Source organism: Halobellus ordinarius (assembly GCF_031823395.1).
GTDB classification, from domain to species: Archaea; Halobacteriota; Halobacteria; order Halobacteriales; family Haloferacaceae; genus Haloquadratum; species Haloquadratum ordinarius.
In genome coordinates, this window is sequence record NZ_JAVQKJ010000006.1 from 349271 (window position 1) to 365442 (window position 16172).

General features: G+C 58.2%; 18 protein-coding genes and 2 pseudogenes. 7 read left to right on the forward strand and 13 right to left on the reverse strand.

Annotated elements, in window-relative coordinates:
• The first annotated feature begins 2 nt into the window (after positions 1–2).
• From RJT48_RS10800 to RJT48_RS10815, 4 genes are all read left to right on the forward strand, one after another.
• Complete coding sequence (locus RJT48_RS10800) at positions 3–308, forward strand: DUF7562 family protein (protein WP_345784749.1); 306 nt, start codon at positions 3–5, stop codon at positions 306–308.
• Positions 309–370: 62 nt separating this feature from the next.
• Positions 371–1048 (forward strand): class I SAM-dependent methyltransferase, encoded by a 678-nt coding sequence (locus tag RJT48_RS10805; RefSeq protein WP_311172290.1) that lies wholly within the window; start codon positions 371–373, stop codon positions 1046–1048.
• Positions 1048–1374, forward strand: a complete 327-nt coding sequence (locus RJT48_RS10810) for a hypothetical protein (protein WP_311172291.1) — start codon at positions 1048–1050, stop codon at positions 1372–1374. Before RJT48_RS10805 ends, RJT48_RS10810 begins: the two co-directional genes overlap by 1 nt.
• 100 nt (positions 1375–1474) lie before the next feature.
• On the forward strand, positions 1475–1696 hold the full coding sequence (locus RJT48_RS10815; RefSeq protein WP_311172292.1) for a hypothetical protein: 222 nt from the start codon (positions 1475–1477) through the stop codon (positions 1694–1696).
• 85 nt (positions 1697–1781) lie between these two features.
• On the opposite strand, the gene RJT48_RS10820 is transcribed toward RJT48_RS10815, so the two are convergent.
• The 4 genes and pseudogenes from RJT48_RS10820 to RJT48_RS10835 form a co-directional block, all read right to left on the reverse strand.
• Positions 1782–3023 carry an outer membrane protein assembly factor BamB family protein gene (locus RJT48_RS10820; RefSeq protein WP_311172293.1) on the reverse strand — a complete coding sequence of 414 codons (1242 nt, stop codon included), beginning with the start codon at positions 3021–3023 and terminating at the stop codon, positions 1782–1784.
• Between the two features lie 358 nt (positions 3024–3381).
• Positions 3382–3792, reverse strand: a complete 411-nt coding sequence (locus RJT48_RS10825; protein WP_311172294.1) for a hypothetical protein — start codon at positions 3790–3792, stop codon at positions 3382–3384.
• Positions 3793–4498: 706 nt separating this feature from the next.
• Positions 4499–4708, reverse strand: coding sequence for a hypothetical protein (locus RJT48_RS10830; RefSeq protein WP_311172295.1), 210 nt, complete (start codon positions 4706–4708; stop codon positions 4499–4501).
• A 52-nt stretch (positions 4709–4760) separates the two neighbouring features.
• Positions 4761–5133 (reverse strand): annotated as a pseudogene (locus RJT48_RS10835) (zinc ribbon domain-containing protein); the annotation flags it as partial.
• Between RJT48_RS10835 and RJT48_RS10840 the strand changes: the two are divergent.
• Positions 5129–6037, forward strand: a pseudogene (locus RJT48_RS10840) (RNA-guided endonuclease InsQ/TnpB family protein); the annotation flags it as partial. The pseudogenes RJT48_RS10835 and RJT48_RS10840 overlap by 5 nt on opposite strands.
• A 129-nt stretch (positions 6038–6166) precedes the next feature.
• On the opposite strand, the gene RJT48_RS10845 reads toward RJT48_RS10840, so the two are convergent.
• The 6 genes from RJT48_RS10845 to RJT48_RS10870 all read right to left on the reverse strand — a co-directional run bounded on the left by RJT48_RS10845 (position 6167) and on the right by RJT48_RS10870 (position 11438).
• Positions 6167–7933 (reverse strand): TetR family transcriptional regulator, encoded by a 1767-nt coding sequence (locus tag RJT48_RS10845; RefSeq protein ID WP_311172296.1) that lies wholly within the window; start codon positions 7931–7933, stop codon positions 6167–6169.
• Positions 7926–8693 (reverse strand): ABC transporter ATP-binding protein, encoded by a 768-nt coding sequence (locus tag RJT48_RS10850; protein WP_311172297.1) that lies wholly within the window; start codon positions 8691–8693, stop codon positions 7926–7928. Before RJT48_RS10850 ends, RJT48_RS10845 begins: the two co-directional genes overlap by 8 nt.
• A 295-nt stretch (positions 8694–8988) precedes the next feature.
• Positions 8989–9852: a hypothetical protein gene (locus tag RJT48_RS10855; protein WP_311172298.1), complete on the reverse strand. Its 864-nt coding sequence runs from the start codon at positions 9850–9852 to the stop codon at positions 8989–8991.
• Positions 9853–10051: 199 nt separating this feature from the next.
• Positions 10052–10354, reverse strand: coding sequence for a hypothetical protein (locus RJT48_RS10860; RefSeq protein WP_311172299.1), 303 nt, complete (start codon positions 10352–10354; stop codon positions 10052–10054).
• 19 nt (positions 10355–10373) lie between these two features.
• Entirely contained in the window at positions 10374–10748 is a 375-nt protein-coding gene (locus RJT48_RS10865; protein WP_311172300.1) for a hypothetical protein, read from the reverse strand.
• Positions 10749–11105: 357 nt separating this feature from the next.
• Positions 11106–11438, reverse strand: a complete 333-nt coding sequence (locus tag RJT48_RS10870; RefSeq protein ID WP_311172301.1) for a hypothetical protein — start codon at positions 11436–11438, stop codon at positions 11106–11108.
• A gap of 215 nt (positions 11439–11653) precedes the next feature.
• Between RJT48_RS10870 and RJT48_RS10875 the strand changes: the two genes are divergently transcribed.
• Positions 11654–12451: a DUF7847 domain-containing protein gene (locus tag RJT48_RS10875; RefSeq protein ID WP_311172302.1), complete on the forward strand. Its 798-nt coding sequence runs from the start codon at positions 11654–11656 to the stop codon at positions 12449–12451.
• A 117-nt stretch (positions 12452–12568) separates the two neighbouring features.
• Entirely contained in the window at positions 12569–12964 is a 396-nt protein-coding gene (locus RJT48_RS10880) for a hypothetical protein (protein WP_311172303.1), read from the forward strand.
• A gap of 354 nt (positions 12965–13318) precedes the next feature.
• On the opposite strand, the gene RJT48_RS10885 is transcribed toward RJT48_RS10880, so the two are convergent.
• From RJT48_RS10885 to RJT48_RS10895, 3 genes are all read right to left on the reverse strand, one after another.
• Positions 13319–13678 (reverse strand): hypothetical protein, encoded by a 360-nt coding sequence (locus RJT48_RS10885; RefSeq protein WP_311172304.1) that lies wholly within the window; start codon positions 13676–13678, stop codon positions 13319–13321.
• A 13-nt stretch (positions 13679–13691) separates the two neighbouring features.
• The gene (locus RJT48_RS10890) at positions 13692–15134 is read right to left on the reverse strand and encodes a DUF8147 domain-containing protein (protein WP_311172305.1); all 1443 of its coding nucleotides are present in this window, start codon (positions 15132–15134) and stop codon (positions 13692–13694) included.
• Positions 15135–15307: 173 nt separating this feature from the next.
• Positions 15308–15853, reverse strand: coding sequence for a hypothetical protein (locus tag RJT48_RS10895; RefSeq protein WP_311172306.1), 546 nt, complete (start codon positions 15851–15853; stop codon positions 15308–15310).
• Positions 15854–16172: the final 319 nt, after the last annotated feature.

Genomic DNA, 16172 nt, shown 5'->3' on the forward strand with positions numbered 1-16172 from the left:
CGATGCCGACTTCGACATCGTGGCGGAGAGACTCCGACCAGCAAGTGACCTGTATCGCCTGCGGCGAGACGGTCGACCGCGATGCTGCGCGAGAATACGACAAGCAGGGCGACCGCTGGAACCGTGACGACAAGGAGTTCGAATACCTCTGTAAGCCCTGCCACCGCGAGTGTTGTCATCAGAACCGCGACGGACTTGAAGAGACGCTCATCGCAGCCGGTGCTGGCCGGACCGATCGACAGACGTTCCTTAGGCAGTTCTGCGAGCTCACAACCGACGATGCGGATTCATCGCGGAAGGAACCGTAGCAGAACAGACCGCCCTACGTAGCTCCCCCAACAAAATGACATCACCTGACAATACGACTCAGATGAGTTCCCATCGGCACCGCTCTCGAACCGAGACCGACCCGGCGTCGAACCGACCGATGTCGATCTCGGAGATCAAAGAATCGTATGCCAAGTACGCTGACTGGATCCACCGGTTCGACTGGCTGGCCCGTCTCGTCACTGGCCGCTATCGCCGCACACAGTTCGGAGATGTTGACGGGAAGGTGTTAGACGTCGCTTGTGGGACGGGAACGAACTTCCGGTATCTTCCAGAGACGGTTGAACTCGTCGGCATCGATATTAGTCCGGAAATGTTAACACGCGCTGAAGACCGCCTTGCAGAGCTATCCATCGATGGCACGCTGTTACAGATGGATGCTCAGGACCTCGATTTTGCCGATGACAGCTTCGACGCAGTGATTTCGTCGCTGTCGACGTGTACGTTCCCCGATCCTGTCACCGCGCTCCGTGAAATGAGCCGGGTGTGTAAGCCCGGCGGGACGATCCGCCTGGTTGAACACGGCCGAAGTGACGTAGGACTGATCGCAAGCTATCAGGAGTGGCGGACCGACGCTCACTACAGCCAGACCGGCTGTCGTTGGGATCAAATTCCCCGTGATATCGTCGCTGAAGCGGGGCTTACAGTCCAAGACACCACTACTGGACTTCTCGGGACGATCACCACTTTCGAGATCAGTCCGGACGGGGGTGATGAATGATGGCCGCGCTGGCCTCCAAAGCGGGAGAGTGGCTCGTCGCCGGTGGGCTCCTGACCGTTCTTGGAGTACTGATCAGGTTCCGCGGGTGGACGTTCCTACTTGCGGGCTACGACGAGACGTCGCGTGTCCCTGACGACGTGGTTCAGCAGACGGGCGGAAACACGGTTCTTCGCGTCTGGCTCACCGTTTTCGCGTTCGGTCTCTTCACGCACGGCGTCACGACGGTTAACGCGATGGACTTCACACCGGAATTCGGAGCGAAAGCGATCGGCGAATCCGGATTACGCGGCGTGATCGGACCGGAGCTTGCGGATCTGCTTAAATGAACCCTAGTGAAGACAAACTGATACTGATTACTCTCGTCTCTTACCGCCGAGCGCCGTCCCCGTTGGCGGCGCTCGGCGGTAAAAAGTGAGAGTAATCAGTATGAGACAGCTCTGTATCGAGATCATCGAGGAAACTGATGCAGCAGCGGTAACACCTAGTATCGTCCGCCAAGAACTTAGGGTAGAACACGACATAGCCTTTGACTACAACACAGTCTTCGAACTTATGCACGAGATGGAAGAAGATGGAGAACTAGTCTACCACCTCGGAGAATACAACGAGTTCTCAGTCCAAGGATGGCAGAATTTTAATATGTACTGATAATTCTTGTAGAGGCCTTCTCTTAGCCGAAGAAATGATTACTTGTATAGTAAGTTGTGACTCGGAGGGCAGAGAGTGTAGTATCTCAATCCCCCTCATACACCCTCGTGTTAGTACCCTGTTGGTCGTACACCTCCGTGGTGGATCCGTCCTCGGAATCAAGCCCAGTCCCACAGTCGGGACAGAATGTGGGATCATCAAGTGCCGACAAGTCACTCCCACACGCTGGGCACCCTGCTAATTGTTCGGACTGATATTGTGTATCTACCCCATTACCCAGTGCATAGAGATGATTGTCGTTACTTCCCACGTAGACAGTGCCATCAACTACTACTGGTGACGACACCACCCATCCATCCGTCTCGAAACTCCAGCGTTGGCTTCCACTTGCCGCGTCCAACGCATACACGTGATTATCGTGGCTCCCGGCGTAGACAGTGCCGTCAACCACCACTGGGGACGAAAGCACCTCTCCGTCGGTCATAAACGCCCATCGCTGAGTGCCGGATTCTGAATCTATCGCATACACGTAGCCGTCATTACTCCCGACATAGACGGTTCCATCTATTACGGCTGGTGACGAACGTACAGCACCCCCCGTGTCAAATTTCCAGTATTTTGTCCCGGCTGTTGCATCCAGCGCATAGAGATGGCCATCTCCGTCAATCGGAGGGCCACTACCGACATAGACAGTTCCATCCATCACTGTCGGCGATGAGTTCACCCGGTCCCCCGCCTCGAAGGCCCACTCTCGTGTCCCCGTAGCTGCATCCAGCGCGTAGATATAGCCATCATTACTTCCAACGTAGACGGTGCCATCAACTACCGCGGGTGACGACCACACCTCACTGTCTGTCTGGAAGGTCCACTGTAGCGTCCCAGTGGTTGCGTCCAGTGCATAGACGTGGTTGTCGTTACTCCCGATGTAGACAGTGCCGTCTACCACTGCCGGGGACGATTGCACACCTGCATCAGTGTTAAAATCCCACTGTTCCGTCCCGGTGGCTGTAGCCAGTGCGTAAACATAGTCGCCTGTGTCTTTGAAGTAAGGTTCTTCACATCCGGTGTAGACAGTGTCATCTACCACTGCTGGCGACGAACGCATTTGTGTATTAGTCTCTAAGCGCCAGCGTGGAGTGCCATCTCGGTTGATAGCTACAATACCACTTCCATCAAGACAGACATACACTGTATCGTCCCAGACTGCCACTTCAGACACGCTATCTTGAAACTCCTGTTGCCAGCGGACCGAGGGATTATCAGTCGGGTTAGATTCTCTACCGGATTCAAACCGATGGGTCGGATTGTACATCGGAACGTCGCGCATACAGTTCCCGTAGATGGCCACCCACGTGAATCCCCCTCGTATTTGCCTTCTCTCTACTGAGCGATCACAGTGGCCTGATCAGCCCTGTACTCAATGCAAAATAAGCGCCCTGGATACAGGACTCGTTGAATTAACTCCTTGATTTCTGTTAGAAACGACGCGACCGACTCAGGCGTTGTAGTCATCACGGGAACTACGTTATTTTCCCTATCTGAATCCTGAATCAGCCGATAGAATGTGCTTGTGTATTGAAAGTCGAAGGCTCTATCAAATCGAGGTCGTGTTGAGAGTTTTCAATAAAGCGCGCGTATTCTCCACGACCGAATTGAGCAAGCAGCAATCGAGGACAGCAGGATACTCAGTGGTCGGGGTGGGCAATAATGTGGTCACCATCCGCAAATCCGACACGATAGTAGGTAACTTCACGTCTCAGGTACGCTTCCAGCGTTTCTCCGTTCCCCGTTCTCTGCTCAATGCGGTCTCGAAGGTTCTCAAGTGCCGGCGGTTCCGATCCTTGTTCTACCGTGTACTCCCCTTCATCAAGCGCTGTCTGGGCAATCTCTTGTTCTTCTGTGGAAAGTTCCTCGAACACGATCGGGGTCACCGATTCCTGTTCGGACGCCGAGAGTGAGACCTCTTCAAGCCAGAATCGGACTGGGAGGTTTTCTGTCCCCTGAGGATTTCCATTGCCGTCGATTGCTGATAGACAGCCGGCGAACGGGGTTGTGAGTACGAGGCCAGCGCCAGAAAGGAAGTTGCGTCGGTTCATATTCACTTTCCTATTCACAACCTGGTTAGACACCTCCTGACAAACGTTTTGTGGACCCTCAAATCGAAGCTTGAGCATCACGTCGTACACCACGTCTGTGGTGATGCATCTACCCCCCGTATCTTGCGGGCGGTTTATGATAGGTTTTGGAACGGTTTCTCACCGGTGTGATACAGCCTTATCCTGTAAACTACCCCACTCCACTTCGCTCGGGGTCAACGGACCCGCTCGCTCGTTGAGGGTGGGACCTCCGCCTCGATCTATAGTAGCGTTTGCAAGTCTTCACTCACACGATCGCACGCAGTCGTGCGATCAGATGAGCAATCAGTTGCAAACGCTACTATAGGTGAATTCCCAAACCCCGTCAACAGAATGGATGGTAAGATAAGTCCCATCTGACGATGCAGTCACGCGACTGTGAACCTGCACACGATTGAAATTCGCCCGTGTCGTTGCCACATTGAAACTACCGAGTGACTCACCACTCTCGGCCCACTCGGGACTGGTCGTTCCGACGACGTAGCGAACCATATCGAACCGTTCAGTGAGTTCTCTGTGCAATGCATCGGAGACAACAGGCATACGCGGCACAGGAAACCAGTCTGCCCACTCGTCATTGAGGTGAGCTATAGTAGCGTTTGCAAGTCTTCTCTCACAGGATCGCACGACAGCGTGCGATCAGATGAGTAATCAGTTGCAAACGCTACTATAGGCCCGGCGGCTCTCCGTTTGGGTCGTAACTGGCGTCAACATCAATGATGCTGGTCTCTTCTCGGTCGGCCCCATCTTCGATAACACCAGTTATCGACTTGAACTGTATGTACGCGTCTACCCGCTCTTCTGAGTTCAGACAGCCTGCAAGTGAGACGACAGCGCCTGTACTGACAGCACTGAGTAATGTTCGACGGGAGGGCATCTATTGAGGACTACTCTGTGGGCGGTAAGTCTTTTGTGTGAACTACCCCACCCTACCGCTCGCCTGACGGCTCGCGCTTGGTGGGGCTTCCTGATTCCACGACGCGCTTTGCAGATACGGACGTATCCACAGGGAGTGCAGTCTCCACAGGCGTTGACGAATCGCTGCGCGATTCGTCCGCACACCAGAAATCTTCGATTTCTGGGGACGTTGATTCGGAGCGTCCCGCTCCTAACCGCTTCGTGATACCGCGGGAAAGAATGTTCCACGCCGTTGCCAGAAATCTCTGATTTCTGGCTGCCCGTCAGACGTAGTCTGACGACCGCGTTCGCGTCTCTATCCGCCTCGAACCCACACGCCGGACATAAGTGTTCACGCACCCACAGCGGTTTCTCGGTCGAAACGCTGCAGGACGCACACTCTTTGAACGAGGACTACGAGTTCCGGATGTCAACGCTCCAGTACGACCGCCACACAGAGTCGTTCTACCTCCACGCGCGAATGCGCCGAACGGAGACGGAGGAACAAGCGCCGTCCACGCGTTCTTCTGACGGTCAGCAGACGCAGTCTGCTGCAGCCCATCAGAACGCGAAGCGTTCTGCGGACGCCAAGCACAGAACAGTCCTTGGTGTGGACGTAAACGTGGATGGCTCGCTCGCTGTAACGTCGACAGGCGCGTTCGTCGGGAACGCCGACGAGATGAATCATCGACGTCGAGAGTTCGAGAAGACTCGCGGGGCGATGCAACAGACGGGGACGCGCTCGGCACACCTGTCGATCCAGTCGATGGACGACCGCGAACACCGCTGGATGCAGAACGAACTGCACCGTGCTGCGAACCGAATTCTCACGGAAGCCCGCGACCACGGGTGTACGCACATCGCATTCGAGAATCTGACTGACATCCGCGAGCGAACGGCGGGCGCGAAGCGCTTCCACGCGTGGGCGTTCCGGCGCTTGTTCCAGTACGTCGAGTACAAGGCCGAGATGGTCGATATCGAAGTCGAGCAAGTGAGTCCGGCGTACACGAGTCAGCGGTGTTCGAGGTGCGGGTTTACTCACGAGACCAACAGGCACTCGAAACACGACTTCGCGTGTCGGAAGTGCGAGTACGAACTGAACGAGGATTACAACGCGAGCAAGAACAACGCTCGCAAACTGCTGAAGCGACTCCACTCGGGGCAGACGTCTTCGAGTGGAGGCGCACCCTGTCAGTGTGCGCTGGCGTCAGGGACGCTGAGCCTGAACGGCGAGTCCCACGCCTCCGTCAGTCCGACGGCAGAAGGGGAGTCCACTGACAAGCCCACGAGTTCACTCGTGGGTTACTGAATACCGAAGGTCAGTAACGCTCATTCATTCCCTCAGTCCGTCCTATGTACGACCAGATCTTCTTTCCCATAGATGGAAGCGAGCCAGCAGCATCGGCACTCGACAATGCTCTCCAGATGCAGATTGCGGTCACGTCGGCGGCGAGTAGCTATCGAATCGGCGTATGGCTACCCGGTATGAGACGACTGCAACAATCACTGCACTGAAGACGAGGAGCCCGCCAGCGGTGAGTTGGAACGATTCGAGACCGATTGACTGAATCGCTGTTCCGAGGTTCTGAAACCATACTCCCACATCCGAGAGGATGTCTCCGTCCCCGCCAGTAGCTAACTGGACGAGCGCCGCCGGGAGGAACCCAGTGATACCCGCGATGAGCGTTTGGCCGAGTTGAGGTTCGATGAGCAGTACCACTAGAACTGTTGCTGGAATCGTCACGCCCAGGAAGTGGAGTGCAGTCGTCAGCAATCGCGGCGGAATTACTTCGCGGCTCTGTCCGATGCTGATCGCGCTGAACCGCGGAAACCACAGACCAACAGCTGGAGCTGTTGTGACGGCAACAAGTGTCGTCAGGAGACTCACTCCCACGAGTCCGATTGCGACTGGCAGTTCAAATGGGCCAACGAGCGCCGCGCCCGCGGTCACGAGTACGACGATTGGTATCCCGAACAACAAGCCAGGAAGCATCAGTCCGCGGACGTAGGATGCGCCTGAGACTGAGATGAGCGTGACAGGGAGAACTGTGCCTTCGTCTCCGAGTGGATTCATCGCAAACGTCGCGCCGGCCATCCAGGGCAAGAGGACGGCAGCGGCAGGCGCGAAGACCATCCAAGGGGATGCGGCCTGCATTCCTGAGCTAAACAAGCCACTACCCACCATCACGACGGGTAACAGTAGGAAGTTGAGCCGACGGGGATCGCGTCGCGTTCGTAAGAGGGTCCATTGGGCGACCCGGCGAGTGGGCTGTGAGACTCCCCGTGGAATCCCAAGGGGCACAATCGCGTCTGCCAACACCGTTCGAGTCCCATCTTGCTCGGGCGTAGTGTGTTCGGGGTCGACGTCTGTCTTTTTTTCACCGCTGACAGGGTCTGTGAACCAGAGTCGAGTCGCCTCACGTTCGACAAGCACGATCCCGCCGATCACGACAAGGAGGCTCCCACCCACAGCGACGCCCGCTCGCGTCATCGAGCCCTGAGCTGGGCTGCCGATGACGGCGAGGTCAACGAACCATCCGACCGGGAGCACTGCGAGCGACTCCTGTCCGACCCCGCCGAACTGTGGAAGCGTTATGAGAAGGTACCCACCTATCGCAACGACGACGGCAATTCCACCCAAGACTGTCTTGTGGCGGGCAACGAATGGGGAGGTGGCGATTAACAGCGCAATCGCGTAGCCAAGGACCATCCCAACGAGGACAGCAGTGAGACCGAGGAGGATGGCGGCGAGCGGTATCAGAAGCATACTCACCAGTGAGCCGAACAGGTAGACGACGCCGCCCGTCAGGACCACGACCGGAAGCCCGAGATACGCGAGGACGCGGAGTGTCTCAGCGACCAGTAGTCCGCCAACGACTGTTCTGGCCGAGACCGTCGTGAGCATAAGCTGCTCGGCGTCGATGCGTGGCCGGGCAGAAACGACACGCTGTGTGGCGATAAATACGCCGAACAACCAGAGGAGCGCGACTGTTCCACGGGCGACCGGCGGGAGTGAAACTGTTCCGACGTTTCGAATCGCTCCAGAAAAGAGGTAAATAAATCCGACGAGCATGAGCGACGGGAAGACGAGTCCCGCTGCCATGAGGAACGCTCTCGCCTTGTCCTGCCAGATTGCTCTGACCGAACGCCGGAACTCGAAGACGCCGACCCGCAGTGCGTGCTGAGGCCACTTCGACTCAGCCATATGTCGCCTCCGCGTCGTCCTCGACGGGATCGGAACTCGTGATTTCCAAGAAGGCCTCTTCGAGCGTCCGCGTCTCGCCAGTCTCGGCACGCTGTGTCAGTTGGCTGGGGGCATCTTCAGCGACGAGCCGGCCATCGTAGAGGATCCCGACGGTGTCGGCGACTGCTTCGACGACGGGGAGGATATGCGTCGAGAGAAAGACCGTGGTCCCCTGGTCGATGAGCTCGCCGATGAGTTCGCGGATGGTTCGCGCGGCTCGCGGGTCAAGTCCGGATGTGGGTTCGTCGAGGAACGCGACGTCTGGGTCGTGGAGGATCGCCTGGATGTACGCCACCTTCTGTCGCATCCCTTTCGAGTAATCTGCGATGCGGGTCGCCGCGTCATCGGGCGAGAAGTCGAGACGACCCAGTAGTTCGTCGATTCGCTCCGTCGTCTGTTGTTCGGGGAGGTCACGGAGTCCAGCGATATACTCCAGTTGTTCGTAGGCAGTGGCCTGCTCGTACAGTGGCGGTTCTTCGGGCAGATACCCGATATGCGGCCGGAGGGCATCTCGGTCCGTGACGGGTACATCGGCGACGGTGGCTGATCCACTGGTCGGCGTCGTGAGGCCGGTAAGCATCCGCATCGTCGTCGTCTTCCCGGCCCCATTCGGACCGAGAAAGCCATACACCGTGCCATCGGGGACAGAAAGGTCAAGTTGATCAACGGCTGTCGTTGAACCGTACTGTTTGGTCAGGGTGGAGGTCTCGATAGCGGGCATTAGTCCAATTAGGGAGGATATCGATTGCTCAGCAGATATAGTTGATCATGAGACAACTCATCTCACCCCACTCTCCTGCGAAGAGTGGAGTACGCGTCACCGGTCATCGCGGCCGGCCGAACGTGCGCCGTCGGCCCTGCCGGACTGGTGGCTCTCAAACCTGGAGAGAACGATTGAGGGTCGACCTGATACCAACCCGGGGTGTTGACTTTGAAACGGTATCAGCAGAACACGAATAGTAGTTCGCGCTCTCGGAGTGCCTTCAGACAGCAGTGAATGGAACTCCGATACGAAATCAGGGCTCGGAAACAAATCGGCGATACACGTCGAGGCGGCGGAGGCCATATTCGATCCCTGCTACGATGAGGAGGATACCCAGATAGAAGAACCAGCCGCCGAAGTAGAGCGCGTGGGGATCTTCCACACTCGCTGTGAACGCCGCTTGTACGTCGATCAGGATGAACACCGTCAGGAGCGTCGCTGGCGCGATCAGGCGATACCGAACGAGGAGATAGAGTGGAACCGCCGCGAGCACCCACATGCCAACGGCACCGAACAGATACAACAGCCATTCGAAGCCACCAGAAAGCGTTACCCCGAGTCGAGCAGCATACCACACCATTACGGCGGCGTGGAGAAGCCCGCCTGTCGCCGCGATAGCAGTCGCCCGGCGTCGTTGTGCGGGAATCGACAGCCACGGAACCCACTCCCGAACGTTCGGCAGTTGTGTCCCTGTGGTTCGAACCGCGTACTCGACGAGTCCGAGAAACAGGAACCCGACCGTCCAGACCGATGCGTTGACCATATAGCGGACGATGTAGAGCCCGTTCTCGACGACGGTGATGCCGGTCGGCTCGGCAAGCCCTTCGAGTTCGGCGACGTCACGGAACGTCGGTCCGGGAGGTGTGAGCTCCATCCCAAGCACGTAGGCCACCGTGACGACGAGCACGATCACGGGTGTAACGAGGCGAAATCGAGCAGCGAGCCAGACCGGAACTGCTGCGACGACGACGAGCCCACCATATCGCCAGAAGAGTCCAAGGATCGAATATTGTGATGGCCCGATCGAATAGCCGAGACTGAGGGCGACGAGGAGCAACCCGGCCGCATGAATGACGCCAATGGCGAGGCTGAAGCCGATGGCTTGTCTGGAGGGCATATATTTGAATGGGGACTCTTCTGGCTTCTTTGTTATCCCGAGAAGACGTCTGGGACTTGGGCTGAGACCGGAGGTATTTCCCGTGCGTACCGGTTGAGCGTCGCGAAGAGGGCCGTCAGCTGACGCGTTCCCTCTCGGTGGCGACCAATCGGTATCCTGCCGCGTATGCGAGTATCCCGATCGCCGCAACCACGAGGCCCTACGGAACGTATCGTAGCACGAGCGACACGCTCACGAGACTTATCCCCGTATGTGGTGCAAGTGCGAATACCACTAGAATCGGCGAGAGCAGAAGGCCGGTGGTGAACGCGACACGAAGTGGCATCTCCCACTGGCGTGTCACTGCAAGCGGGACGAAGTACAGTGGCGGCAACACCAGACTCACCAACCCGTACGTCGTGTCGTACCCGGCCGCGCCCGCCGCTGCTACGGGGAAGAGCAGCCACTGTGCGGCGAGAACCGTCGCTGTCGGCCACAGAAGCAGGCGCGTCACTGCTTCCATCGCCCCCGTTGTATCCGCCTCACCCTCCAGGAGACGTCTCGCCAACGAGTGTCTCGACGGTCGCTGCAGTAAGGCCGACAGCGGCCAACGGTCCGCCCACGAGCGCGATCAGCCGCAATCGTGAGAGGCCGGCCAGCCGGGAGCCGAACCGCCACAGGAGCGCGAGAACCGCGGCGAGCATTGCGAGGAGAGCGACGGCAGCACCGAGGTCCTGTGCCTTCAGTTGGGCGACGTCGATTCCGATTCCCAGCGCCGTCGCAACACTACTGATGACACCGTCTTCCGGTGCGAAAACGACGTGACTCCGAACGCCGAGGGGGCCGTACTGCTGGTCGCTTCCCTCCCACGTGACGACATCACCGTCGGACGTCGCATCGGCTGGGGCGTGCGACACGACCGTTTCTCACCCCATACTACCCAGTCGCGTTCCCGCTGTTCCTGTACGTGCTCGCTATCGGTGGCGCGGAAATCACTCGGAGACTTCGTGGCACTGATAGTGAACAGACAGCCTGGTCGCAGACGCTCGGCGGTGTCAGTCTCATCATCGGGATTCTCTCTCTCGGGTTCGGTGCGTTCGTCGGCGGCCCCCTTGTCTCCCCGACAGATAACCCGACACCGCTGGCTATCACTGGCACGACGGGTATCATCTTTCTCGTGGTAGCCTGGTGGTTGCTTGGCCGCCCGCCTATCCAATCCGCCACCCCCACCTGAACGAAAATCCATCTCGAAAGCAGTTGTCCTATTGAGAAAACTACGTTGTCTGACGCGCATCGATTCGGGTGCCAACCGCATAGATGAGACAAAGACCCGCGCTGAACGTGGTTCCGACAGTAAGCAGCCACGTCAGTAACTCGTACGGCGTCCGAACGACCAGCGGTTTTCCGAACAGCAGGAGGTATTGACGATACAACGTACTATCGAACGAGAACACGATGACAAATCCGATGAGACTCAGGATGCCAATACCGAGCGTCCACGCAACCTTCGTTCGAACCGGCAGTGCCCGTCGATGCGCATCACCAAAGACCATCGCCATTGTGAGAATCACGATTGGCAGTACGAAGAGCATCGGATGGAGGGCCATATTTGAGAGCGAGGACGGAAACTAAGATAAATCGGCCGGTGCGGGTAGTAACTGGTCTAAGTCCACTACTTTCCTCTGTCGGCGTAATTCGGTCGGTCCTCAGGGATGTCGAACAATCCGGAGAACGAACACCAAGTCGAGCTCTTCCCAGGCTGGAAGCACAGTTAGGACACTAACCGACAACACTTAACAAATCATCTGATAGAGGTACTGATATGGCTGTCCTGAGTTCTCTCCGCCGGACGCCCAGTGCCCTCCTCACCAATCCGGTTCTATTCGTTCCGGTGTTGGTCGTGATGCTGTTTCAAGTGCCTCAACTGGCACTGCAATCGATCAACCCATTCCTCAGTAGCATCGTTTCGCTCGGATTCTCACTCGTCTTCATCGCCGTGATGCCGTTCTTCCAAGGTGGATTAATCGGGATGGCCGACGAAGCGCTGAACGGGCAAACGAGCCTCCAGACGTTCATTGATGACGGAAAATCCAACTACGTCTCGATCCTCGTGGCGTACCTCGCGTTGATGGCTATCAACTTCGCCGTCGGGATGATCGCGTTCTTCGTGGCAATCTTCGGCGGCGTATTTCTCTTCCAGAGCGGTGGCCTCCAGTCAGCGAACACCGCTGGCCTCGCCGTGATCGGCGTTATCGTCGCGATCGTCCTCTTCATATACCTTCTCCTCATCTTCTTCGTCCAGTTCTACGGGCAAGCAATTGTCCTCGATGACCTGGACGTAGTAGACGGGTTCAAACGAAGCATCTCGGTCGTGCGCCACCATCTCGTGAGCACACTCGGCTACTCACTCATTGGCGCCGTGATCGGCGGGCTTGCCGGCATCGTCTTCGGCGCGGCATCCATCATTATGTCGCCCCAGTCAACCACTGCGTTCTACCTCCCGGAACCCTCACTCCCGATTATCGCCGGTATGGGTCTCGTCGTCCTCGTTGGCGGGACGCTGTTCGGCGGATTCTTTGCGGTGTACTCAGTGTCATTCTATCGCGCGATTACGCAGTAGAGCAAGCGAGATGAGAGCCTGAATCAATCAGGGACAATACGACCTGGATTTGATCGGCCCAGAAAGGTTACGCAGCAACCTCATCTATTTCACAGCGGAATACACAAATCAACGCATATGCCCTCCACACGTTCCGTGTCTAGAATCTACGAGTGGGTGACGACCCAGCGGAATCTCACGATCTTCGTGGCGATACTCGTCGCAGTTCCCACATCGTACGCGTTCCAATCGATGGTTAGCGGAGGAGGCTCGGCCGGAAACTTCCTCTTGTTGATGACACTCGCAGTCGGTGTTCCCACAGCCTACGACGAGTACTGGCCACAATACGAACAGACGTGGAAGGCCATCACGTGGGTCCTCGCTGCCTGTTTCGTCGTCACGATTGAGTTCGTCGGCCTCTATCTCATTGGAACTGACTACGTTCGTCTCTCCTCGTTCTACGCCTCAATCGGTGCATTCCTCATCACCGACCTTGGAAATCTCGCCTGGCTCTCCATACGAACGCGCAACTAGCGATCCAATCATTGGACACATCGTATTTGGCTGGCGATTCGGTGACACAGACGCATCACTCCCGTTCCTCCTCGGCGCTCTCTGTATCGTCATCGCCGTTGGATGAGAACTCTATCGACGTTCCTGAAACCAATCCCCACTTGGAATCTTCTCCAACCAATCAGAACTCCTCGCCGATCATTCCGCGTAGGTGCCACTCGCCGTCAGTCTCTCTTCCCAGGGACAGCCTGTATGCGAGGGACTAGTTGATATGATCGAACACAATCTCCGCGAAATATAGTAGCGTTCGCAAGTCTTCGCTCATACGATCGCACGCAGTCGTGCGATCAGATGAGCAATCAGTTGCGAACGCTACTATAGGCGTAGGTCCTCCTCCAACCCGAGGAACAGTCGCCGGAAGGAGTTCGTGCTGAACCGCCCGACGTCGAACGGTCGCTCCCCGCTGCCGTGGTGATAGACGAGTGTCGGGTACTCGGATCCCAGCCACTGCCAGGGTTGATACGCAGCCTCAAACTCTCCAACTGGGGTATCGACCACGACGTCGCATTGACCGGCGATGCTTGGGTCGCCGACGTCGTCGACTGCTGGCGTCATCTCCGTGGTTACGTCGACGAGCGGGGGTGCGTCGACGGATCGTGCGAAGAACTTGGTCTCACCCAGGAGAAGGCCACTGAGCCGGATGGTCGCAATATCGATCAGTTCGTGATGGTTCATCCTTTACGGATCTTCAGTCCCGGTAATTACCGCTCCCGACCTCGAGTTCGCCGTCTGTGAGGACCCAGCCCGACTGAGGGCCGCGGAGTTCGACCCGGGACCACTCGCGGTACTCGTTGCCGGTCCAGCCCCCGGAGAACCACTCGTTGTGACCGCCAAGCTGCGCGGAGACGTAGACGGTCGCCGCCTCGCTCGTCTCGTAGTCGGCGTACATCTGGCCCTCGTACTCGAAACAGCGGTGTGTCGCCGAGTCCCCGGTAAAACAGTCGACCTCAGTTCGGTCGGCCCCCGGGGCGAGCAGCGGTTCGGCGTCGAACGGGTCGGCGGTGTCGATCGGCTCGTCGGCGACGAGCGTCACGGTGAACCGAAAGCTCCCGTCGTTCTGGACGCCCATGTCCGGATTGTCAGGATCGTACTCCTCGGCAGAAATCCGTTCGTACCAGCCCATCGTCTCGTTTTCCACCTCGCGGTAGTAGACCTTCGTCACCTCGATCCGGTCGGCAGTGGTCGCAAGCATTTGTCCCCGTTCGGTCTCGACCAGTTCGTACGAGAAGTCCACTGGCGCGGGGTCGGGGTCGTCTCCTCGCACCGCCGGCGCGTACCTGTCGTACCGGACGTCCTCGACGAACCGCTCGCCGAGGCGGGAAGAACCGTTTTCGGTCGGCACCGGGACGTAGAACGTCGCATTCTCGAGGGTTTCGTCGGCGGCGATCGTCACTTCGTACTGGTAGGTGCTCTCGGTCGTCGCGGCCTGGCGCTGCTGGCCGAGCATCGACAGGCCACCGACGACGAGGCCGAACACGAGTATCACAGCAACCGCCCCGACAGCGACCGGTCGCCAGTCGACGCGCCCCTCGGCTGCTCGAGCGAGGTAGTGGTTAGTGAGGACCGCGACCCCGATACCAGCGATGATTCCGAAGGGAAGGCTCACCAGTAGTGACGGCCAGATCAGCGGATCCAGGACGGTGGTCAGCACGACAGCGACGACACCGAACGTGACCAATCCGGCGAGGAGACTGCCGAGGATCCGCAGCCACGAACGGGGACGGTCTTCACCTGAAAGTGGCTCGCGGTCGTCAGCCCGCCGTCGGTCGGCTTCGAGAATTCCCCCGAGTCCGCCACCGATCCCCGCGACGACGACCTGTCCGACCGATGCGAGCAACGACAGGGCTGCCGCGAGCGCGAGCCCCTCCAAGGGGACGTCCGGCGACGCAAACGGCAGGTCGCCAAATCGAGCGAACGTAATCGTACCAGTGATGACAGTCGTGAGCGCGGCCATCAGGAGACCGGCAACGCCACCAGAAACCGCGCCACGTTTCGCGCCGTCACGTTCGAGATATCCCGCGATACCGCCGCCGACCACCGGCGCGACCAGCAACACCAGCGGGATGGAGCCCAGTACGCTCCCGACGACCGCCCCGATTGCTCCGTTGCGGATCGTTCGACGAGAGATCATGGGTCGATGTCACATAGTACATCGTCATTATATATGGATACTTCCCTGATGGACGGTGGTATGTCGATCGGAGGGATTCGCTCCGGAACTTCTGGGGTCTGGCTGTCCCGGCGCACCGAGATAGCCCCTTCTCAGGCCTCGATCCGATCCAGTCCGGACAGCGTTCTCGTCGCTTATGCAGTGGCGTTCAGCGGGTTCGGAAGCGGGTAGAGGTCACCAGACGTGTCATCCCGAGTCGCCCGCACGAGTTCGCGGCCGTTTATTGTCACGACCAACTGCTGGTAGCTGGTAGGGAGGGAGGCGGCCATTGCGAACGTCGTCCGGACACGGTCACAATCGAACGATCGCTCCGGCGTAACCGATACCGTCCGGAGGGCAAGTTCGTACTCGTTGTCGCTCCGGGGGATCACGGTCGCTTGCACTTCCGTCCCGGCGTCGTGGACGACGGTAGCGTTGAGCGTCACGGCGTACGAATCGCCGACGGCGACCTCGTGGACCCACCCAGCGTTCGGGGTCACCTCACCGTCGAAGCAGCTCGGACCGCCGCTGGAGGTCGTGAACGGTGGATTATCGGGGTCTGGCCCCGTCTCGACGGGGCCTCCGACGAGTCCAGGGACGGCGGTCACCAGGACGGCGCCGGCGAGCACACCCGCGAGGAAGGCCATCCCGACTGAGAGCAGGCGGGCGGTCGAGACGTTAAGTCCGGTATCGCTCGACATAGGTGGAGAATATCATTCGATCTGTATATATGCTCGTCCCAGTCGGTGAGCGGCGAATACCGCTTCGACGCCTGCGTTCATTACCGGGGGACCCGGTACCGACATCGAGGGAAAAGACCGGGTCGGTAATGTGCTCCCGAGTAGCGACTCGATTGAGATATCGGCTTCACCTCGCTTCGCTGCGAGTCCCGCGACGACTATTTATCAGCGGACAAGGCGAATACCCCGAGGCTTGACCTCGGGGATGAAGCCGACGACTCGTGATACAAACCACTAAGTCAAAACGTTCCTAATCAAGAGACAGCGATGGAACACAGTC